At 53.4% G+C, this 21,237-nt stretch carries 21 protein-coding genes and 1 other annotated feature; of the genes, 10 read left to right on the forward strand and 11 right to left on the reverse strand.

Going from position 1 to position 21,237, the window contains the following annotated elements; genetic code table 11:
- Positions 1–276: 276 nt before the first annotated feature.
- On the reverse strand, positions 277–1,473 hold the full coding sequence (locus tag ACOTYN_RS15185; protein ID WP_032230790.1) for a tyrosine-type recombinase/integrase: 1,197 nt from the start codon (positions 1,471–1,473) through the stop codon (positions 277–279).
- A gap of 531 nt (positions 1,474–2,004) precedes the next feature.
- Between ACOTYN_RS15185 and cspE the strand changes: the two genes are divergently transcribed.
- The gene (gene cspE / locus ACOTYN_RS15190; protein WP_014884103.1) at positions 2,005–2,217 is read left to right on the forward strand and encodes a transcription antiterminator/RNA stability regulator CspE; all 213 of its coding nucleotides are present in this window, start codon (positions 2,005–2,007) and stop codon (positions 2,215–2,217) included.
- A 154-nt stretch (positions 2,218–2,371) separates the two neighbouring features.
- Here cspE and ACOTYN_RS15195 read toward each other — a convergent pair whose 3' ends face one another.
- From ACOTYN_RS15195 to trpL, 7 genes are all read right to left on the reverse strand, one after another.
- The gene (locus ACOTYN_RS15195; protein ID WP_023330557.1) at positions 2,372–3,628 is read right to left on the reverse strand and encodes a mechanosensitive ion channel family protein; all 1,257 of its coding nucleotides are present in this window, start codon (positions 3,626–3,628) and stop codon (positions 2,372–2,374) included.
- A 266-nt stretch (positions 3,629–3,894) separates the two neighbouring features.
- Positions 3,895–4,704 carry a tryptophan synthase subunit alpha gene (gene trpA / locus ACOTYN_RS15200; protein ID WP_014884101.1) on the reverse strand — a complete coding sequence of 270 codons (810 nt, stop codon included), beginning with the start codon at positions 4,702–4,704 and terminating at the stop codon, positions 3,895–3,897.
- Positions 4,704–5,897 carry a tryptophan synthase subunit beta gene (gene trpB / locus ACOTYN_RS15205; RefSeq protein ID WP_014884100.1) on the reverse strand — a complete coding sequence of 398 codons (1,194 nt, stop codon included), beginning with the start codon at positions 5,895–5,897 and terminating at the stop codon, positions 4,704–4,706. Before trpB ends, trpA begins: the two co-directional genes overlap by 1 nt.
- Positions 5,898–5,907: 10 nt before the next feature.
- The gene (gene trpCF, locus ACOTYN_RS15210; protein WP_332958318.1) at positions 5,908–7,266 is read right to left on the reverse strand and encodes a bifunctional indole-3-glycerol-phosphate synthase TrpC/phosphoribosylanthranilate isomerase TrpF; all 1,359 of its coding nucleotides are present in this window, start codon (positions 7,264–7,266) and stop codon (positions 5,908–5,910) included.
- 3 nt (positions 7,267–7,269) lie between these two features.
- A complete protein-coding gene (gene trpD, locus ACOTYN_RS15215; protein WP_014884098.1) occupies positions 7,270–8,865 on the reverse strand; it encodes a bifunctional anthranilate synthase glutamate amidotransferase component TrpG/anthranilate phosphoribosyltransferase TrpD in 1,596 nt (531 codons plus the stop codon).
- Positions 8,865–10,427, reverse strand: a complete 1,563-nt coding sequence (locus tag ACOTYN_RS15220) for an anthranilate synthase component 1 (RefSeq protein ID WP_023330555.1) — start codon at positions 10,425–10,427, stop codon at positions 8,865–8,867. The genes trpD and ACOTYN_RS15220 overlap by 1 nt, the downstream gene beginning before the upstream one ends.
- A gap of 25 nt (positions 10,428–10,452) precedes the next feature.
- Positions 10,453–10,547 (reverse strand) — a sequence feature (Trp leader region).
- Positions 10,524–10,568, reverse strand: coding sequence for a trp operon leader peptide (gene trpL, locus ACOTYN_RS15225; RefSeq protein ID WP_106993556.1), 45 nt, complete (start codon positions 10,566–10,568; stop codon positions 10,524–10,526). It overlaps the preceding feature by 24 nt.
- 139 nt (positions 10,569–10,707) lie before the next feature.
- On the opposite strand from trpL, the gene rnm reads away from it, so the two are divergent.
- The 3 genes from rnm (at position 10,708) to rluB (ending at position 13,181) form a co-directional block, all read left to right on the forward strand.
- On the forward strand, positions 10,708–11,589 hold the full coding sequence (gene rnm, locus ACOTYN_RS15230; protein ID WP_045135522.1) for an RNase RNM: 882 nt from the start codon (positions 10,708–10,710) through the stop codon (positions 11,587–11,589).
- Positions 11,586–12,206 (forward strand): L-threonylcarbamoyladenylate synthase, encoded by a 621-nt coding sequence (locus ACOTYN_RS15235; protein WP_003856793.1) that lies wholly within the window; start codon positions 11,586–11,588, stop codon positions 12,204–12,206. The genes rnm and ACOTYN_RS15235 overlap by 4 nt, the downstream gene beginning before the upstream one ends.
- 96 nt (positions 12,207–12,302) lie before the next feature.
- Positions 12,303–13,181 (forward strand): 23S rRNA pseudouridine(2605) synthase RluB, encoded by an 879-nt coding sequence (rluB, locus tag ACOTYN_RS15240; protein WP_014884095.1) that lies wholly within the window; start codon positions 12,303–12,305, stop codon positions 13,179–13,181.
- A gap of 35 nt (positions 13,182–13,216) precedes the next feature.
- Here rluB and cobO read toward each other — a convergent pair whose 3' ends face one another.
- Together cobO and ACOTYN_RS15250 are read right to left on the reverse strand one after the other, a co-directional pair.
- Positions 13,217–13,807: a cob(I)yrinic acid a,c-diamide adenosyltransferase gene (gene cobO / locus ACOTYN_RS15245; RefSeq protein WP_023337380.1), complete on the reverse strand. Its 591-nt coding sequence runs from the start codon at positions 13,805–13,807 to the stop codon at positions 13,217–13,219.
- Positions 13,804–14,565 carry a YciK family oxidoreductase gene (locus ACOTYN_RS15250; RefSeq protein WP_096218512.1) on the reverse strand — a complete coding sequence of 254 codons (762 nt, stop codon included), beginning with the start codon at positions 14,563–14,565 and terminating at the stop codon, positions 13,804–13,806. The genes cobO and ACOTYN_RS15250 overlap by 4 nt, the downstream gene beginning before the upstream one ends.
- A gap of 251 nt (positions 14,566–14,816) precedes the next feature.
- Between ACOTYN_RS15250 and sohB the strand changes: the two genes are divergently transcribed.
- Entirely contained in the window at positions 14,817–15,863 is a 1,047-nt protein-coding gene (gene sohB / locus ACOTYN_RS15255; RefSeq protein WP_014884092.1) for a protease SohB, read from the forward strand.
- A gap of 34 nt (positions 15,864–15,897) precedes the next feature.
- Here the strand turns inward: sohB and ACOTYN_RS15260 are convergent, their stop codons facing one another.
- Positions 15,898–16,149, reverse strand: coding sequence for a YciN family protein (locus ACOTYN_RS15260; RefSeq protein WP_003856804.1), 252 nt, complete (start codon positions 16,147–16,149; stop codon positions 15,898–15,900).
- Between the two features lie 399 nt (positions 16,150–16,548).
- Here ACOTYN_RS15260 and topA point away from each other — a divergent pair, with 399 nt between their 5' ends.
- The 5 genes from topA to ymiC all read left to right on the forward strand — a co-directional run bounded on the left by topA (position 16,549) and on the right by ymiC (position 21,196).
- Positions 16,549–19,146 carry a type I DNA topoisomerase gene (topA, locus tag ACOTYN_RS15265; protein WP_023330550.1) on the forward strand — a complete coding sequence of 866 codons (2,598 nt, stop codon included), beginning with the start codon at positions 16,549–16,551 and terminating at the stop codon, positions 19,144–19,146.
- Positions 19,147–19,333: 187 nt separating this feature from the next.
- Complete coding sequence (cysB, locus tag ACOTYN_RS15270) at positions 19,334–20,308, forward strand: HTH-type transcriptional regulator CysB (RefSeq protein WP_006175683.1); 975 nt, start codon at positions 19,334–19,336, stop codon at positions 20,306–20,308.
- A gap of 337 nt (positions 20,309–20,645) precedes the next feature.
- The gene (locus ACOTYN_RS15275; protein WP_213391151.1) at positions 20,646–20,786 is read left to right on the forward strand and encodes a YmiA family putative membrane protein; all 141 of its coding nucleotides are present in this window, start codon (positions 20,646–20,648) and stop codon (positions 20,784–20,786) included.
- A 2-nt stretch (positions 20,787–20,788) separates the two neighbouring features.
- The gene (locus ACOTYN_RS15280; RefSeq protein WP_045135519.1) at positions 20,789–20,959 is read left to right on the forward strand and encodes a hypothetical protein; all 171 of its coding nucleotides are present in this window, start codon (positions 20,789–20,791) and stop codon (positions 20,957–20,959) included.
- A 138-nt stretch (positions 20,960–21,097) separates the two neighbouring features.
- Positions 21,098–21,196 (forward strand): small membrane protein YmiC, encoded by a 99-nt coding sequence (ymiC, locus tag ACOTYN_RS15285; protein ID WP_014884088.1) that lies wholly within the window; start codon positions 21,098–21,100, stop codon positions 21,194–21,196.
- Positions 21,197–21,237 lie beyond the last annotated feature (41 nt).

Raw genomic sequence — 21,237 nt, forward strand, 5'->3', positions numbered from 1 at the left:
AGCCTATCTCTTATCTGGAGATACAGCTACTGTCTGGTGTTTCAGGGGGCTACATCAGATCCATTGTGCAGGTCACCGTAACTTAAAATTTCGAGTAATCAGGGAGTTTCATCTTTGGTATTAATTAGACCGTCAGACGCAAATGTAACGTTTCTGAATTAATCGTAAATGTAAATTAGCAAAAAAAATTTCTAGTGCAGAGCTCCTCCAAAACGGAGGAACTCTGCTTGAGTTTTCACGTTATCTACCAATAAACGGCTAAATTCGGAGCTAGTATCATAAGGCTATGATAAGTTTATTTTTGCCAATGTTATTAATATAGTCGGCGTACCACTGCATCATCTCCCTACGCCCTTCCAGATACTGAGCATGGTTATACGTCCCACGAATCGCATTCTTATCAACGTGAGCCAGCTGGGTTTCAATCCACGCCGTATTGAACCCTTCCTCATGCAAAATCGTACTCATCGTGTGACGGAAACCATGCCCCGTTACCTTCCCCGTGTATCCAATCCGCTTAAACACCTGATTAATACTCGCTTCGCTCATCGTTTTGCGGGGATCATTCCTCCCAGGAAACACCAGAGGATATTGCCCAGACATCACTTTGAGCTGCTGTACGATCTCTAGTGCTTGGGTAGAGAGGGGGACAAGGTGAGGCCGTTTCATCTTCATTCGGTCGGCAGGAATTTCCCACACCGCTTTCTCAAGGTCAAACTCACTCCAGAAAGCACCTCGAAGCTCGCCGGTGCGAACTCCCGTAAGGATCAGCAAACGTGCGGCAAGAACAACCAGCGGGCTGCCTGTATAACCAGAGAGAGCTTTAAAGAAATCAGGTAACTCCTCAACGGTAAGGAAGGGATAATGCTTCGATTCATGCCCTGACATCGCGCTGGTAAGATCCGCTGCAGGGTTATATTCCGCACGACCAGTCACGATGGCGTAACGAAAGACTTCACTGCAACGCTGGCGAACCTTCTTGGCCTTCTCTGTCGCGCCACGGCTTTCCATTCGACGCAGCACATTAAGCAGAACCAGCGGTTTGATTTCATTCACCGGCTGCTGGCCGATATAGGGGAAAATATCTTTATTGAAAGCTTCGATAATGTCGGAGGCATAACCTTCTGACCATCGGCTTACCTTCGTTCCGTGCCATTCAAGCGCCACAGACTGGAACGTGTTGTTGAGCTGCACATCCCGAACCAGCTTTTCTTCTTTCTTAGCAAATGATGGATCGATACCCTCAGCCAGCTTTTTCTTGGCTTCATCACGCAGTGCCCTCGCTTGTGCAAGGGACACTGCCGGATAGACCCCAAAAGCCATACGCTTCTCTTTTCCATTGAAGCGATATTTCATCCGCCAGTATCGAGAACCAGAAGGAACAACCTCAAGATACAAACCAGCACCATCTGCAAGCTTATAGGCTTTCTCTCTGGGTTTCGCAGCGTCTACCTGTCGTGCATTTAGCTTCATTGGGGGCATCTCCCTGGACCGAACACAGAATGCCCCCACTTATGCCCCCAACTGTAACTTGATTCCGGTTGAGTCCAGTTGATAACAGGAGATAAGATACGGGCTAGAAACCGCAGTATACGGGCTTTAAGTTGATTTTGGTAGACTTGAGAAGAGTTTGAAATGGTGCCGATAAGATCCCCCCTTTCAGGGAGCTCTCCGTCACTAAAAGAGGCAATATGCTTTGGCTATCACAGGATGCGAATACATGGCCCCAGCGGCTTTAGTTTCCATTGCCATTCAGCCGTCCGGGTGTTTAAGCGGTTATAATAAAAAATAAAAACTTTGCTTAAAAAAATTTTCTGTGCCTAAATAGCGTCATCGGTTTGGAATACAGACCTTATAAACGCAGTTTAGTAAAGCAGTCCTCAGTTCAGGTGTTATCAATAGATACTCTTCTTCGTGAGCCTCCTCCTAAGTGCCAAATAAGTTACTCTCTAAATACAGGCCATCATCGCCGCGCTTAGTGGCTCAAAAAATAAGGAATTATCTATGTCTAATAAAATGACTGGTTTAGTAAAATGGTTTAACGCTGATAAAGGTTTTGGCTTTATCACGCCTGACGACGGCAGCAAAGATGTATTCGTACATTTCTCTGCTATTCAGAGCGACAGCTTCAAATCGCTTGATGAAGGCCAGAAAGTGTCCTTCACCATTGAAAATGGCGCTAAAGGCCCGGCAGCGGGTAATGTTTCTCCGCTGTAAGTCGCGCCTGTTATCAGTGACCCTTACGATAGCGATGAAGACGCGAGTCTGAGCAGTTAAGCTTCACTGATAACAAAAAACCCGCCGAGTGCGGGTTTTTTTATGGCTCCAGGAAAATTGTTATTCTGTTTAGCCGACCTGTTTTCTGAGACAATTATCCTTCACCCGGAGGCGGGATGCGGTCCCGAAGGCTGTATTCCTGTGATAAACGCCAGAAATCATGACCAGCCGGATGCTGATATAAGCGGAGCGAGAATTGACCGGCGACAGCGGTGATGTATTCAAATATCGCTGACTGGGTATTTTCATACTCCATCCACAGTACGGATGAGGTAAAACAATAAATTTCCAGGGGAATACCCGACGGCGTAGGCTTTAGCGTTCGCACGACAATATACATATCTTTGATAATATCAGGCCGATCGGCGAGCCATGCCATCAGGTAGTGCCGAAAAAGCGTTAAATTTGTCAGGCCATTATCCATAAACCAACTGTCCGGTACGCCCATGGGATCACGCCCGTCGATGAGCTTTGCCAGCGGTTCATTCGTGCCGCGCAGGGCCAGCATCGGGGCCAGCGTTTCCTGAGTGAGGAATTTAACGGAGTGCTGATCGATAGTGGTGCTGCGCATAATCCGGCGCGCCCCTGACGAAAACATGGCCTGCCAGTTGGTATACGTTTCGGTCAGGAAGTTTTTGGTCGGGATACGCGAGATTGTGTTATCCCAGTTACGGATGGTAATAGTGTGCAGCGCTATGTCGGTCACTTCGCCACTCAGGTTCTTATCGGGCATTTCAATCCAGTCCCCCAACTGCAGGACATCATTTGACGAAAGCTGGATATTGGCCACGAGCGAAAGCAGGGTGTGCTGAAAGACTAACATCAGTACGGCTGCTACGGCCCCGAGGCTGGAAATAATGATCGCAGGGGATTTATTCGACATGACGGCAAGGATCATGATCGCAGCGATGATGTGGATAAATATTTTCCCTATCTGAATATAGCCTTTGATAGAGTGATTTTTACGCTTCGTCTTGCGTAAATAAGAGCTGTTGACAATATCCAGCATCTCATTGAAGAAAACCGACAGAAAAATAAAGAATAAAATCCCACAGATGGTATTTATTGCCGTCACCAGCGATGCCGGCATATTGGGCATAAACTGCAGGACGTAATAAACGATAATAACCGGAATGAAATTCGACAGCTTCTCGGCAATACGACGATCTTTTTCCAGCGGGACATCCTGTTTATGGCTGGAAAAGAAGACCTTACGAACGATTTTTATGAGCAGGAATTTGCACATCAGGTGCGCAAAGAAACCAGAGATGACCAGCAGAATAAGATTAAATCCAATGGCCAGAGCCGGATTGCTTTCTATGAATGTTAATAAATAATCCAAGTACACCACCGCTTATCGCCTGAATCGTATGCCATTTTGTATTAACCTCATTCAGGAGATAAATACAAAGATTTAACCAAATCATATAATGGCATATCCGGTACAGGCAAGTCCACGACCTGAATCCTAAGCCGCACCGAGCTATTTTGTTGCGGTCAGTAACTTTATTTTCAAATTCGTTCAAGTCGATAAAAGCAGGCGAATGTGCGTGGCAGTGCCCAGAATGGCGGCGCTAAAGAAACACCGTCTGGCGGCGAAGCCAGACGGTGGAGAGATTACGCTTTGCGCGTTGCTGCTTTCATTGCGCTGACAAAGGTTTTCAGCTCAGCCAGCATTTGCTCTGGCTTGTCCACGTTCTTCTCAATGATTTTAACGATAGCGGAGCCTGAGATTGCACCGGCTGCGTTAGCGTCAATCGCCGCCGTGACCTGGTCGGGAGATGAAATCCCAAAGCCCTGCAGCGGAGGCGCGGCATGGTACTCGGCCAGCTTTTCGACCAGATGATGCAGAGGCAACGCCGCTTTGTTCTCCGCGCCGGTTACACCCGCACGGGAGAGCAGGTAGGTATACCCGCGACCATAGGAGGCAATCTGGCGCAGCAGTTCATCATCGGCGTTTGGCGGGCAGATGAAGATAGGTGCCACGTTATGGCGCATCGCCGCCTGACGGAACGGCGCAGACTCTTCTACCGGTACGTCTGCCACCAGAACGGAGTCGACACCCACGCGCGCGCACTCGGCGTAAAACTCATCAATACCACGGTTAAACACCAGGTTGGCGTACATCAGCAGGCCAATCGGGATCGTCGGATGCTTCTGGCGGATCGCCGCCAGCATCTCGAAGCACTGAGTGGGCGTCACGCCTGCGGCAAACGCGCGCAGGGTGGCGTTCTGGATGGTCGGGCCATCCGCCAGCGGGTCAGAGAACGGAATACCCAACTCCAGCGCGTCGGCACCCGCTTCAATCAGGGCGTCGATAATCTTCAGCGACTGCTCCGGACCAGGGTCGCCCAGCGTAACGAAGGGAACGAACGCGCCTTCCTGGCGGGATTTCAGTTCGGCAAATGCATTATCGTAGCGTTCCATCAGATTTCCCCTCGTGCTTTCAGAATATCGTGAACGGTGAAGATGTCTTTGTCACCGCGACCGGAAAGGTTAACGACCAGCAGTTGCTCTTTTTCCGGGTTCTCTTTCATCATTTTCAGCGCGTGCGCCAGGGCGTGGGAAGACTCCAGCGCCGGGATAATCCCTTCGCTGCGGCACAGCGTTTTGAAGGCTTCCAGCGCTTCGTCATCGGTAATAGAAACGTAATCCGCGCGACCCGTGCTGTTCAGATACGCATGCTGGGGTCCAACTGACGGAAAATCCAGGCCCGCAGAGATAGAGTAGGACTCTTCAATCTGGCCTTCCTCGGTTTGCATCATTGGCGATTTCATACCGAAGTAGATCCCCACGCGACCATGCTTCAACGGTGCGCCATGTTCACCCGATTCAATGCCGTGACCGGCAGGCTCGACGCCAATCAAACCCACGCGGGTGTCGTCGATGAAATCAGCAAACATGCCGATGGCGTTAGACCCGCCGCCGACGCAGGCGATCACCGCATCCGGCAGACGACCTTCTTTTTCAAGGATCTGCGCTTTGGTCTCTTCACCGATCATGCGCTGGAATTCGCGCACGATGGTCGGGAACGGGTGCGGACCCGCCGCGGTACCGAGCATGTAGTGCGCGGTTTCGTAGCTGCCAGACCAGTCGCGCAGCGCTTCGTTACAGGCATCTTTCAGCGTCGCGGAGCCGCTGTGCACTGGGATCACTTCCGCCCCCATCAGGCGCATACGGAACACGTTCGGAGACTGACGCTCAACGTCTTTCGCACCCATGTAAATGCGACATTTCAGGCCCAGCAGGGCGCTGGCGAGCGCAGAGGCTACGCCGTGCTGGCCTGCACCGGTTTCAGCAATAATTTCGGTTTTCCCCATACGCTTCGCGAGCAGCGCCTGGCCGAGAACCTGGTTAGTTTTATGTGCGCCACCGTGCAGCAGATCCTCACGCTTGAGATACAACGTCGTGTTTGTGCCTTCGGTCAGGTTGCGACATTTCGTCAGCGCTGTCGGACGGCCCGCATAGTTTTTCAGCAGGTCGGTAAATTCCGCCTGAAATGCCGGATCTTTCTGCGCACTGACGAACGCCTCTTCCAGCTGGCGCAGGGCGGGCATCAGGATTTGCGGGACGTACATCCCGCCGAACTCACCAAAATACGGGTTAAGTAATGTCGTCATCTTCTCTTCCTTAATATGCACGCAGAGTGTTAAAAACCGAGGCCAGTTTGCTGGCATCTTTAATACCCGGTTGTGACTCTACGCCTGAATTGAAATCGAGGCCTGCGCAGCCCGCTTTGGCAGCTTCCACGCAGTTATCCGGGCTTAATCCACCCGCCAGCAGGACGTTGTCCAGCTTTTCGCCATTTAGCAGTGACCAGTCAAAACGCTGACCCGTACCGCCCTGGCCGTTGTCGAGCACATATTTATCAACATGATTCAGGTTACGTGCGGGCAGGGTGGTACCCACGCTTTGCGCTTTCCAGATCTGCACCTGAGGGGCGAGGTCTGCACGCAGCTTATCGATGTAGGCTTGATCCTCATCGCCATGCAGTTGCACCGCACTCAGGGATAACGTTTCGGCTTTTGCCACGACGTCTGCGATATCCGCATTACGGAACACGCCCACATAGCTAAGTGGCGCTGCTGCGATCACATTGCGCGCCTGTTCCTCACTGACGGCACGAGGCGAGGCGTCAACAAAGATCAGGCCGCCGTAAATGGCCCCCGCGTCATACGCGGCCAGGGCATCCTGTTCGCGAGTTAAGCCACACACTTTGTTTTCACCGAGCAGGACGCGACGTACCGCGGCGTTAAGGTCGTCATGTTCCATCATGGCGGAACCAATCAGGAAACCGTTGGCGAAGTGGCTCAGCTCGCGCACCTGAGCGTAGCTGTTAATGCCGGATTCGCTGATTACCGTGACGCCAGAACCCAGACGCGGCGCAAGCTGGCGCGTACGGTTCAGGTCAATCGACAGGTCGCGAAGATCGCGGTTGTTAATGCCGACCACTTTGGCTTCCAGCGCGATGGCGCGCTCCAGTTCTTCTTCATTACTTACTTCGGTCAGCACGCCCATGTTCAGACTGTGCGCTACGGCAGACAGCTGGCGATACTGCTCGTCGTCGAGTACCGAGAGCATTAGCAGGCAGGCGTCAGCCTGGTAAAAACGCGCAAGCCAGATCTGATACGGGTCGATAATAAAGTCTTTGCACAGGATCGGCTGCGGCGCGATGCCGCTGACGATGGGCAGAAAATCGAAGCTGCCCTGGAAATATTTCTCATCCGTCAGCACGGAGATGGCGGACGCATGATGCTTATAAATACCGGCGATACGCGCCGGGTCGAAATCGTCACGAATAACGCATTTTGACGGAGAGGCCTTTTTGCACTCCAGAATAAAGGCGGTGCGTGCGCCCTGCAGGGCGTCATAGAAACGACGGCTGCTGGGAACAACATCATTCTGGAAACTGGCAAGCGGCTGCTCTGCTTTGCGGGCTTCCACCCAGATGGCCTTATCGGCAACGATTTTCGCTAAAACGGTCTGCATTCTTTACCCTCTTGCCGCAAGTGCGGTAACGCGATCGTAAGCTGCACCGGAGCGCAGTACATCCAGAACTTTTTGGGCGTTAGCCTTCAGGTCTTCCTCACCGTGCAAACGCATCAGCATGGCGACGTTGGCTGCCACGGCGGCCTCATGCGCGGCCTCACCTTTACCTTGTAGTAAGCGCGTCAGAATGTCACGGTTTTCTTCCGGCGTGCCGCCCGCCAGCGCGTCCTGATGATAGGGTGTTAAGCCGAAATCAGACGCCTCCAGCTGATAGCTAAGCACTTCGCCGTTGTTCAGCTCGGCCACAAGCGTCGGTGCGTGGAGAGAAACTTCATCCATACCGCCGCTGTGTACCACGGCAGCACGCTGGTAACCCAGGACGCGCAGCGTCTCGGCAATCGGCAGGACCAGCTCAGGGCTGTATACGCCAATCAATGCCAGCGGCGGATGGGCCGGGTTAATCAGCGGACCGAGCACGTTAAAGAGCGTGCGGGTTTTAAGCTGCTGGCGCACCGGCATCGCATGGCGGAAACCGGTGTGGTACTTCGGCGCGAACAGGAAGCAGACGCCCAGGTCATCCAGCGCTTCTCGGGAACGTTCGGCATTCATGTCGAGGTTAATACCGAACGCGGCCAGCAGATCGGAGGAGCCAGACCGACTGGAAACGCTGCGATTACCGTGTTTCGCCACCTTCATCCCGCATGCCGCCGCCACAAAGGCGCTGGCAGTCGAAATATTGATACTGTTGCTGCCGTCGCCGCCGGTGCCGACGATATCGGCAAACGGATAGTCCGGGCGCGGGAACGGGGCGGCATTTTCCAGCAGGGCCGTGGCGGCACCGGCGATCTCCTGCGGGCTTTCGCCGCGCACTTTCATACTCACCAGCGCCGCGGCCAGCTGTTCAGGCTTCAGCTCGCCGCGCACTACGGCGGAGAAGAGCTGGTGGCTCTCCTGCTGGCTAAGGGTCTGCGCCTGGTACAGTTTCTCCAGAATCGGTTGCAGGGTATTGGTCTGCTCCAGCTTCTGTAGCGCCCAGTCGAGGGTCTGCTCCAGCAGACGGGCACCGTGTGACGTCAGGATCGATTCCGGGTGGAACTGCATGCCGCAGACGCGATCTGCGTCGTGACGTACCGCCATCACCATCCCTTCAAACGAGGCATTAATCGTCAGTCCGGCGGGAATATTACTCCCGACCAGCGAGTGATAGCGCGCAACCGGAAGTGGATTCGGTAACCCGGCAAACATCGCCTGGCCGTCATGTTCAATGCTGGAGGCTTTACCGTGCAGGATCTCGCCCGCCTGGCCGACATAGCCGCCGTAGGCTTCAACGATCGCCTGGTGACCGAGGCAGATGCCGATAATCGGTAGCTTGCCGCGCATGCGGGTCAGCAGCTCCGGCATACAGCCTGCTTCACTTGGCGCGCCCGGACCCGGGGAGAGCATCAGCACCGGGTTTTGCATGGTCGCCAGACGGTCAATCAGGGTCTGCGCCGGTACGTGGTTGCGGTAAATAACGACGTTATGGCCATTCGCACGCAGCTGATCTGCCAGGTTATAGGTAAAGGAGTCGATATTATCGAGCAGCAGAATGTCAGCCATCAGAAAATCTCCTGTGCATGATGTGCGGTAGCAATGGCGCGCAATACCGCGCGAGCCTTACTGCGGGTTTCGTCAGCTTCAGACTGCGGAACAGAGTCGAGAACAATCCCGGCGCCGGCCTGGACGGTGGCAATTCCGTCTTCAACGTAGGCAGAGCGGATCACGATGCAGGTATCGAGATCGCCGTGGGCGGTGAAGTAACCCACCGCGCCGCCGTAGCTGCCGCGACGACGACCTTCGGCAGCGGCAATCAACTGCATCGCACGCACTTTCGGCGCGCCGCTCAGGGTGCCCATGTTCATGCAGGCCCGGTAGGCGTGCAGCACATCGAGGTCGCTGCGCAGTTCACCCACCACGCGGGAGACCAGATGCATGACGAAGGAATAACGGTCGACTTTGGTCAGATCGGCCACGTAACGGCTACCCGGCGTGCAAATACGCGCAAGGTCGTTACGCGCCAGGTCAACCAGCATCAGATGCTCGGAGAGCTCTTTGTGGTCAGTACGCATTTCCAGTTCGATGCGGCTGTCGAGATCGCGATCCAGTGAACCGTCGGCACGACGGCCGCGGGGGCGGGTGCCTGCAATTGGGTAGATCTCAATCTGGCGGCTGGTAGCGTCGTATTTCAGTGAGCTTTCCGGTGACGCACCAAACAGAGTGAAATCATTGTCCTGCATGAAGAACATGTAAGGGCTCGGATTACTCTTTTTCAGCACATCGTAAGCCGCCAGCGGCGACGGGCAGGGCAGAGAGAAACGACGGGAAGGCACCACCTGGAAAATTTCCCCGGCGCGAATCGCTTTTTGCATCTGGCGAACCACGGCCCCGTACTGATCGTCGGTCTGGTTAACCTCACACGTCATCTGCTCGACGCGCTGTACCGGCAGCGCAGGGGGCGCCTCCGTCATTTGCTGCTGGAGTTGAGCGATGCGATTTTCGAGGCGCTCTTTCTCAGCCGCGGACGGCGTGAACAGGCTGGCCTGGATGCGGGTGTATTTTTTCTGATGGTCGATCACCAGCAGGGTCTCGGCCAGATAGAAGCAGTAATCCGGGCAGCGGTTACCCTGCTCGGTTTCCGGCAAATCTTCAAACCCGGCGACCAGGTCATATGCAAACAGCCCGCCGAAGAACATCGCTTCACGCTCATCTTCCGGCACGGTGACCAGATTTTGCAGCAGGCGGAAAGCGTCGAAAACGGACAGCGAGCAAAGGCGGGCATCTTCGTCCAGCAGCTGGCTTACCGGAGGAAAATGCAGAATTCGCTGGTCCGGGTGACGTTTATTCTCGATGCCCGCAGGCAGGGCAGCATCGAGCAGCGGCAGCAGCGATGCGCCATTGTCAGAAAGCGCCTTGATGGTGACAGTGTCACCTAAAGCGGTAATGCGCAGCGCGCTGTCGACCAGCAACAGGCTTTTAAGATCGTCTTTGCTGTCGATATCTGCAGACTCCAGCAGCAGCGTTGCCGGACGTGCGCCGCACACCTGATGAAACAGCGCGGTCGGGTTGTGGCGATAGGCCGCCTCGCAGGTCAGCAGGTCGAGATGGGGTTTGGCTGTTTGCATGTTGTTGTTCTCATTTATTTTGTTCAAAAAAAAGCCCGCTGGGTAGCGGGCTGGGTATCTGTTTGCATTTCGCAGACGCGTGACACTGCCCGAAAATCAGGAAGTGCGCCACCAACCGTGCAGAGTGAAATGTGCTGTCATTTTCAGATACCTTTCTCGTGTGAACTTGCGTACTAGTTAACTGGTTCGGTGGCGAGTTGTCAACCCTTGATTTCAGAATTTCGCGTTAAGTCGGTATCATGGCGGTTTCGGATGTCTCCAACCTGTTATGGGAAGTGCTTTGAGCGATACCACCTACGCCATTATTTATGATTTACACAGCCATACGCAGGCTTCTGATGGTCTGCTGACACCCGAAGCCCTGGTTCATCGCGCGGTTGAGATGCGCGTCGGCACGCTGGCGATAACCGATCACGATACCACTGATGCCATTCCGGCAGCGCGCGCTGAGATTGCCCGCAGCGGGCTGGCGCTGAATCTGGTCGCCGGGGTTGAGATCTCAACCGTCTGGGAAAACCATGAAATTCATATCGTTGGTCTGAACATCGATATAGAACATCCGGCACTTGTAACGTTTTTGCAAGAACAAAAAACGCGCCGCAACCAGCGAGCGGAGATGATCGGCGAGCGTCTGGAAAAGGCGCATATTCCGGGCGCGCTGGAAGGGGCACAAGCGCTCGCGAACGGTGGGGCAGTCACGCGCGGTCATTTCGCCCGTTTTCTCGTTGAAGCGGGCAAGGCAACGACCATGGCGGATGTTTTTAAAAAGTATCTGGCGCGCGGGAAAACCGGATACGTTCCGCCACAGTGGTGTACAATAAAACAAGCTATTGATGTGATTCATCATTCTGGTGGTAAGGCCGTGCTGGCCCATCCGGGGCGGTATAATCTTTCTGCTAAATGGCTGAAAAGACTGCTGGCACACTTTGCTGAATGCGGTGGCGAGGCGATGGAAGTCGCCCAGTGTCAGCAGGCACCCAATGAGCGTGCGCAGCTTGCGACTTATGCTCGCCAGTTCGGCCTGTCAGGGTCGCAGGGCTCTGATTTCCATCAGCCCTGCGCGTGGATTGAACTGGGGCGCAAGCTTTGGTTACCGGCAGGCGTTGAGCCGGTCTGGCAGCTCTGGGAACAGCCGCAGCAAATTGAAGAGAGGGAAGTATGAGTCAGTTTTTCTATATTCATCCGGATAACCCGCAGCCACGTCTGATCAATCAGGCCGTGGAGATCGTCCGCAAAGGCGGCGTGATTGTTTACCCGACCGATTCTGGCTACGCGCTGGGCTGCAAAATTGAAGACAAAGGGGCGATGGAGCGTATCTGCCGTATTCGCCAGCTTCCGGACGGCCATAACTTTACGCTGATGTGTCGCGATCTCTCTGAGCTGTCGACCTATGCGTATGTTGATAACGTGGCGTTTCGCCTGATTAAAAACAACACGCCGGGTAACTACACCTTCATCCTGAAAGGGACGAAAGAGGTTCCGCGCCGCCTGTTGCAGGAAAAACGGAAAACCATCGGGATGCGCGTGCCGTCCAACCCGATTGCGCAGGCACTGCTGGAAACCCTCGGCGAACCGATGCTCTCGACTTCGCTGATGCTGCCGGGAAGTGAGTTTACCGAGTCCGACCCGGAAGAGATCAAAGATCGTCTGGAGAAGGTGGTTGAGCTGATTATTCACGGCGGCTATCTTGGTCAGCAACCGACCACTGTGGTCGACTTAACCGAAGATGCGCCAGAAGTGATTCGTGAAGGCGTGGGCGATGTTAAGCCTTTCTTGTAGAGGTGTAAGCAGATATACTACGCGGCCATCAAAGCAGGGCCAGGCCCTCTTTTGACCTGATTCGACGCCTGTGAAGGCGACACCTGAGGAAGCTCAATGAGCGAGAAGTTACAGAAAGTGCTGGCGCGCGCCGGCCACGGTTCGCGCCGTGAAATCGAAGCCATTATTGAAGCGGGCCGCGTGAGTGTGGACGGTAAAATCGCCACGCTGGGTGACCGCGTAGAAATCGTACCGGGGCTTAAGATCCGCATCGACGGTCATCTTATCTCCGTGAAAGAGTCTGCTGAACAGATTTGCCGCGTGCTGGCTTACTATAAGCCGGAAGGCGAGCTGTGTACCCGCAACGACCCGGAAGGTCGCCCGACGGTGTTTGACCGTCTGCCTAAACTGCGAGGTGCGCGCTGGATTGCCGTGGGTCGTCTGGACGTTAACACCTGCGGCCTGCTGCTGTTTACCACCGACGGTGAGCTGGCAAACCGTCTGATGCACCCAAGCCGTGAAGTGGAACGTGAATATGCCGTGCGTGTCTTCGGCCAGGTTGATGAAAATAAACTGCGCGACCTGTCGCGTGGCGTTCAGCTGGAAGACGGTCCTGCAGCGTTTAAAACCATCAAATTTACCGGTGGTGAAGGGATTAACCAGTGGTACAACGTCACCCTGACAGAGGGGCGTAACCGCGAGGTGCGTCGTCTGTGGGAAGCGGTAGGGGTTCAGGTTAGCCGCCTGATTCGCGTTCGTTACGGCGACATTCTGCTGCCAAAAGGTCTGCCGCGTGGCGGCTATACCGAACTGGATCTGACCCAGACCAACTACCTGCGCGAGCTGGTGGGGCTAACGCCGGAAACCACCTCAAAAGTGGCGGTGGAGAAAGATCGTCGTCGTATGAAGGCGAACCAGATCCGTCGTGCGGTGAAACGCCATAGCCAGGTGAACAGCAGCAACCGTCGCTCTGGCAGCCGGAATAACAACGGTTAATCTAAAAGCCCGGTGAACGCACCGGGCTTTTTTCTTTAGTAATCAATCCCAGGCTGCGCTTTGATACCTGCATCAAATGCATGCTTGACCGGACGCAGCTCGCTGACGGTATCTGCCAGTTCCAGAATATCCCGATGACACCCACGACCCGTGACGATTACCGTCTGATGTGCAGGGCGGTTTTTCAGTGCATCCAGCACGGCATTCAGCGGCAGGTAGTCGTAGGCGACCATATAGGTGATCTCGTCCAGTAGCACCATATTGAGCGTCGGATCGGCCAGCATTCTTTTGGCGTGCTCCCAGACAGCAAGGCAGGCTGCGGTGTCGGTTTCACGGTTCTGCGTGTCCCACGTAAAACCGGTTGCCATCACCTGAAACTCAACGCCGTGAGGTTCCAGCAAATTGCGCTCCCCATTGGGCCATTCGCCTTTGATAAACTGGATTACGCCCACTTTTTGCCCGTGTCCGACGGCGCGGGTGGCGGTGCCGAACGCGGCGGTGGTTTTGCCTTTGCCGTTGCCGGTAAATACGATGACGATCCCTCGCTCGTCCTGGGCTGACGCAATGCGCGCATCAACCTGTTCTTTCAGACGCTGCTGGCGCTGCTGGTGACGTTCTTCACTCATTGCGAAATCCCCGGTTTACGGCCCGGTTGGGCATCAAAAGTCATTCCGGTTTTGCGACGGCTGTCGTCGCCCATTAGCCAGAGATAGAGTGGCATAATATCGGCCGGGGTTTTCAGCTTCTGCGGATCTTCTGTCGGGAACGCGCTGGCACGCATTTTGGTGCGTGTTCCGCCCGGATTAATGCAGTTTACGCGCAGATGGCGGCTCTGATATTCCTCCGCCAGCACCTGCATCATACCTTCGGTCGCAAATTTAGAGACAGCATATGCCCCCCAGTTTGCGCGCGCCTCACGGCCTACGCTGGAAGAGGTAAAGACCAGAGAGCCTGACTCGGATTTGAGTAATAAAGGAAGCAAGGCCTGGGTGAGGAAAAAGGTGCCGTTGACGTTAACCTGCATGACCTGCTGCCAGATATCAGGATCCTGCTCATCCATTGGACGAACTTCGCCTAACAACCCGGCGTTATGCAGCACACCGTCCAGACGTGGATAATGGGTGCTGATACGTTGGGCTAATTCCTGACATACCGCTGGCGTACAGGTCAGTAAATCAAGAGTATACCAGGGGGCCGGTATGCCACCTGCCGCTTCAATTTCCTGAGCGACACCTTTGAGTTTTTCTTCGTTGCGACCGATCAGAATAACGCTCGCGCCATATTCAGCATACGTCAGGGCCGCTTCGCGACCAATACCCGCGCTGGCACCGGTGACAAGAATGATCCGGTTCTGCAGCAGGTTTTTTTGCGGTTGATAGTGCACGGTGACTCCTCAGGCGCACGGTGACTCAATGGCGCCTTCATAATGACTTTTCGGCTTTATGCCCGAATTAGCGTGAGAATTCAATCAGTCTACAGGACGTATTACTGTAAAATTAACAATTTGCAAATATTTAAACCGCCGGGCGGGGATTCCTGAAGATGGCTCGCACAGGTAATGTCACGGGCGAGACGCAAAGGCAGGGCTGTTGTACACTGCCGTGAAAGATTCGTGGTTAAATCAAGGTGGAACGCGTGGAATTACTTTCTCAATATGGGTTGTTTTTGGCTAAAATCGCGACGGTGGTGATTGCCATTGCGGTCGTTGCCGTTCTGATTGTCAATCTCACGCAGCGCAAACGCCAGCGTGGGGAGTTACGCATTACCCGTCTGAGCGAGCAGTACAAAGAGATGCAGGAAGACATGTCCCTCTCACTGCTTGATAGCCATCAACAGAAGGCATGGCTGAAGGCCCAGAAGAAAAAGCACAAGCAGGAAGCCAAAGCCGCAAAGGCGAAAGCTAAGCTTGCAACGCCACAGTCTGACGCGAAGCCTCGCGTCTATGTACTCGATTTTAAAGGCAGTATGGATGCGCATGAAGTCGCTTCGCTACGGGAAGAGGTGACTGCCGTTCTGGCCGTGGCCACTCCGCAGGATCAAGTGGTGGTGCGTCTTGAAAGCCCAGGCGGGGTTGTGCACGGCTACGGACTGGCCGCTTCTCAGCTACAGCGTCTGCGAGAAAAGCAGATCCCGCTTACCGTGGCGGTAGATAAAGTCGCGGCAAGTGGTGGCTATATGATGGCCTGCGTGGCGGACAAAATTGTTGCGGCACCGTTCTCCATCATTGGTTCTATCGGCGTGGTCGCACAGATCCCAAACTTTAACCGTTTTCTGAAGAATAAAGAGATTGATATCGAACTGCACACGGCGGGTCAGTACAAACGTACCCTGACGCTGCTGGGGGAAAATACGGAAGAAGGGCGCCAAAAATTCCGTGAGGATCTCAACGAAACGCACCACCTGTTTAAAGATTTCGTACACCGTATGCGCCCAACGCTGGATATTGAGCAGGTCGCGACAGGCGAACACTGGTACGGTATTCAGGCGCAGGAAAAAGGGCTGGTAGATGAAGTGGGGACCAGCGACGATCTGCTGCTCAACCTGATGGACGGAAGGGAGTTGATAGGCGTGCGGTTCACCCAGCGTAAGCGCCTGATGGACCGCTTTACCAACAGTGCAGCGGAAAGCGCAGATCGCCTGCTGCTTCGCTGGCTACAGCGCGGACAAAAACCGCTGCTGTAAGCAAAAACGCGAGGCATATGCCTCGCGTTTTGCATTAATCGACCAGGTGATATTTTTCAGAAAGCGTATGCGCCAGGTATTTAAACATATTAAACACAGCGGTGCTTTTTGGGGTAGGTAATCCCTGTTCGTCAAGGAAGTATTCGCCGCTGAAAACCAGCACGCCATTACGCTGCTCTACACCGGTGGCTTCGATGCCCGCCAGGGTATCTTCATGGTCACGGATAAGCTTATTTGCTTCGATAAGCAGAGAGGCTCGGTCAATAGGTTGGGTCGTATTCTGCATAATCCACTCCTTAAACAGTGACAATAGTCTACGCCGGGGGCGCTTTGGGGGCAAATTTTCCCTGTTTTGTGAGGGGATAAGATACAGGGGGCAGGTTGGCGGGATTTGCTTTTGCATGCTAATAAAGTTGCGTAACGAATTTTATCAGGTAGAGTGTGCGCTTTCGTCATTCTGGCAACAGAATTGCTTGACATTCGACCGGGAACTCGTCACGAATTATACGAGGTGTGAGAAAAATACCCGATAACTCAATCACCTGGGCGTCTTTCCTCAGACACCCGGTAGGACAAAGGGGTTGATATCTCCTGACGCAGCCGCAATATCATTGGCTCGTCGTCAGCGGAAGGGAAATCAACGTGCGGCGTATTCCTGGAAGAATTAAATTAGGTAAAGGTGAATATGGGTAAAGCTCTCGTCATCGTTGAGTCCCCGGCAAAAGCCAAAACGATCAATAAGTATCTGGGTAATGACTACGTGGTTAAGTCCAGCGTGGGTCATATCCGCGATTTGCCGACCAGTGGCTCAGCCAGCAAAAAGAGCGCAGACTCTACCTCCACCAAAGGGGCTAAAAAGCCTAAAAAGGATGAACGTAGCGCGCTTGTCAACCGCATGGGTGTTAACCCATGGCACAACTGGGATGCACAATACGAAGTGCTGCCCGGAAAAGAGAAAGTCGTTAACGAGCTGAAGCAGCTGGCTGAAAAAGCAGACCACATTTATCTCGCAACCGACCTTGACCGCGAAGGGGAAGCCATTGCATGGCACCTGCGGGAAGTGATCGGGGGCGATGACAAACGCTACAGTCGCGTAGTGTTTAACGAAATTACAAAAAATGCGATTCGTCAGGCGTTTGAGAAGCCTGGCGAGCTGAACATCGACCGTGTCAACGCCCAGCAGGCGCGTCGCTTTATGGACCGCGTTGTAGGCTATATGGTCTCTCCACTGCTGTGGAAAAAGATTGCCCGTGGCCTGTCCGCAGGACGTGTGCAATCCGTCGCCGTGCGTCTTGTCGTTGAGCGTGAACGCGAAATTAAAGCCTTCGTGCCGGAAGAATTCTGGGAAATTGACGCCAATGTGACCACGCCGGGCGGTGACGCTCTGCCACTGCAGGTGAGCCATCAGAACGATAAGCCTTTCCGTCCTGAAAACCGTGACCAGACCATGGCTGCCGTCGCGTTGCTGGAAAAAGCACGCTATCAGGTGCTGGAACGTGAAGATAAACCGACCAGCAGTAAACCTGGCGCGCCGTTTATCACGTCTACCCTGCAACAGGCGGCGAGTACGCGCCTTGGCTATGGCGTGAAGAAAACCATGATGATGGCCCAGCGCTTGTATGAAGCGGGTTACATCACCTACATGCGTACTGACTCAACGAATCTGAGCCAGGATGCGGTAAACATGGTACGCGGTTATATCAGTGATAACTTCGGTAAAAAATACCTGCCGGAAAGCGCCAATCAATTCGCCAGCAAAGAGAACTCTCAGGAAGCGCACGAAGCGATTCGTCCTTCTGATGTCTCTGTGTTAGCCGAGTCGCTGAAAGATATGGAAGCCGACGCCCAGAAGCTGTATCAGCTGATCTGGCGTCAGTTTGTCGCCTGTCAGATGACGCCTGCGAAGTATGACTCCACGACGCTGACCGTCGGTGCGGGCGACTTCCGTCTCAAAGCGCGCGGTCGTATCCTGCGTTTCGACGGCTGGACAAAAGTCATGCCTGCGCTGCGTAAAGGTGATGAAGACCGTACGCTGCCAGCGGTGAACAAGGGAGATGAGCTCTCTCTGGTTGATCTCGTTCCTGCTCAGCACTTCACCAAGCCGCCTGCGCGCTTTAGTGAAGCGTCGCTGGTGAAAGAGCTGGAAAAACGCGGTATTGGTCGTCCATCGACCTACGCGTCAATCATCTCGACGATCCAGGATCGCGGCTACGTTCGAGTTGAAAACCGTCGTTTCTATGCGGAAAAAATGGGTGAGATCGTCACCGACCGTCTGGAAGCTAATTTCCGCGAGTTGATGAACTACGATTTCACCGCGCAAATGGAAGACAGCCTCGACGAGGTTGCCAGCCATAAGGCGGAGTGGAAGAAGGTTCTCGACAGCTTCTTCAGCGATTTTACCAACCAGCTTGAAAAAGCGGAGAAAGATCCTGAAGAGGGCGGCATGCTGCCTAACCAGATGGTTCTGACCAGCATCGACTGCCCAACCTGCGGCCGCAAGATGGGTATTCGTACGGCAACCACGGGCGTCTTCCTTGGCTGTTCCGGCTATGCGCTGTCGCCAAAAGAGCGCTGCAAAACCACCATCAACCTGGTGCCGGAGAACGAAGTTCTCAACGTGCTGGAAGGTGAGGATGCGGAAACCAACGCTCTGCGTGCTAAACGCCGCTGCAAAAAATGCGGCACGGCGATGGACAGCTACCTGATCGATCCTAAACGTAAGCTGCACGTCTGCGGTAATAACCCAACGTGTGACGGGTATGAGATTGAGGAAGGTGAATTCCGCATTAAAGGCTATGACGGCCCGATTGTGGAGTGCGAGAAGTGTGGCTCTGAAATGCACCTGAAAATGGGGCGTTTCGGGAAGTACATGGCGTGCACCAACGACGAGTGTAAAAACACGCGCAAAATTCTGCGTAACGGTGAAGTGGCTCCGCCGAAGGAAGATCCGGTTCCGTTGCCAGAGCTGCCGTGTGAAAAATCCGACGCGTACTTCGTGCTGCGTGATGGTGCTGCGGGTGTCTTCCTGGCGGCCAACACCTTCCCGAAATCGCGTGAAACACGTGCGCCGCTGGTTGAAGAACTGCACCGCTTCCGTGACCGTCTGCCAGAAAAACTGCGTTACCTGGCCGATGCGCCACAGCAGGATCCTGAAGGCAATAAGACGGTGGTTCGCTTTAGCCGTAAAACGAAGCAGCAGTACGTGGCGGCAGAGAAAGAGGGCAAAGCGACCGGCTGGTCCGCCTTCTTTGTCGATGGCAAATGGGTTGAAGGCAAGAAATAAGCTTGCCTGACCGTCACTTACCTGTGAAAGGGCCGGACTTCCGGCCCTTTTTTATTACCTTATTATTATTTTTTGTTCCGTACTATACAGTCAGGCTATAAATGATATAGTGGTTATAGTTAACCCATTTCTTATTATCAAATCGTCTTAAGCGATTGACCGCGTGCGCTAAATCGGATGGTCTGGCATGAAATTACAGCAGCTTCGTTATATCGTTGAGGTGGTGAATCACAACCTTAATGTCTCTTCTACTGCCGAGGGGCTATATACCTCGCAACCGGGCATCAGCAAGCAGGTTCGCATGCTGGAGGATGAATTAGGTATTCAGATTTTCGCCCGTAGCGGTAAGCACCTTACGCAGGTGACGCCAGCGGGGCAGGAAATTATTCGCATTGCGCGTGAAGTCCTCTCCAAAGTCGATGCGATTAAATCTGTTGCAGGAGAACATACCTGGCCAGATAAAGGCTCGCTGTATATTGCCACCACGCACACCCAGGCGCGCTATGCATTACCTGGCGTCATTAAGGGCTTTATCGAGCGTTATCCGCGCGTCTCTTTGCATATGCATCAGGGGTCACCGACGCAAATCGCTGAAGCGGTGTCGAAGGGGAATGCCGATTTTGCCATCGCGACGGAAGCGCTCCACCTGTATGACGATCTGGTAATGCTTCCGTGCTATCACTGGAACCGATCGATCGTAGTGACTCCCGATCACCCGCTGGCTGGGAAAGGGTCGGTGACGATTGAAGAGCTGGCGCAATATCCGTTAGTCACCTATACGTTTGGCTTTACCGGACGTTCCGAGCTTGATACCGCCTTTAACCGTGCCGGGTTAACCCCACGCATTGTCTTTACCGCAACCGATGCCGACGTCATCAAGACTTACGTACGGCTTGGTCTGGGCGTGGGCGTTATTGCCAGCATGGCGGTCGACCCGGTGTCAGACCCTGATCTGGTACGTCTTGATGCACACGATATTTTTAGCCACAGCACCACAAAAATTGGCTTCCGTCGCAGTACCTTCCTGCGTAGCTATATGTATGATTTTATTCAGCGCTTTGCCCCGCATTTAACGCGTGACGTGGTGGATACCGCCGTTGCATTACGCTCAAATGAAGATATTGAAGAGATGTTTAAAGACATCAAACTCCCCGCAAAATAATCACACCCGGTATCTTTCCCTAACGGAAGATACCGAAATACCGCCTTAAAGCTAAATTAGAATTATCATCATCTGCGCTCTCCCTGCCATATATTGTCATTATCCTTTTATTTTGTATGGTTTTAATGTCGTGAATTGGCGACAAAAATAGAAACTAATTAACGGCTACGCAAATTTTTCTTTTCAAATATTTATTTGTGGTCAAAAGAATGAATATTTCATACCTCCGGATGCGTAAATTCACTGGCTTTTCGGCTAAAGTTTCTTTAGGATTTATCTCAACAGATGATTAATTGTACCAATTGTTTGGTCCTAAATGATAAGCGATATCGATTGTATGAGGTTAGCAATGCCTTCAGGAAGTGAAGAACCGCAAAGGGATCCTGCGCTCAAGCGTAAAGCCTGGCTGGCGGTCTTTCTCGTCTCCGCCCTGTTCTGGCTGATGGTTGCTCTCCTGGCCTGGAAATATTGGGGTTGAATATGGCAGTGACGGTACGTACAGAAACGGTAAAACAGATGTGTCAGCGTCATGACACTGTCCACAAAGGACGTAAGACTCCTGCGACAGTTGTGCCTGCATCCTGGAAACTGACGCCGCAGCAGCAAGCCTTTATTGATGTGTTCGCGGAAGACGAACCCAAAAAACAATAATTTAGTTTTTTGCGTAATGATGCATTGGGTCTGAATAACGACTATGCACCTTTGTACTCTTTAATAAATACACATCAGCAATATCGCACTGAGGACCTGCCTCGGAATGTTTAATAAATAATGCCTGGTGTCCCTATGATGAATAACATGACGTCTCACAAATACTGGTCATGGATTGGCGTGTTTACCCTGTCGATCCTGTTCTGGAGTCAGCTCATCTGGCTGGCCATCCGCTAAATGATAAAACCTCGCTGCGGCGGGGTTTTTTGTTTTGACGT

Origin of the sequence: Enterobacter cloacae complex sp. IR5458 (assembly GCF_049238025.1) — a bacterium.
In the GTDB taxonomy this organism is placed as follows: Bacteria; Pseudomonadota; Gammaproteobacteria; order Enterobacterales; family Enterobacteriaceae; genus Enterobacter; species Enterobacter kobei.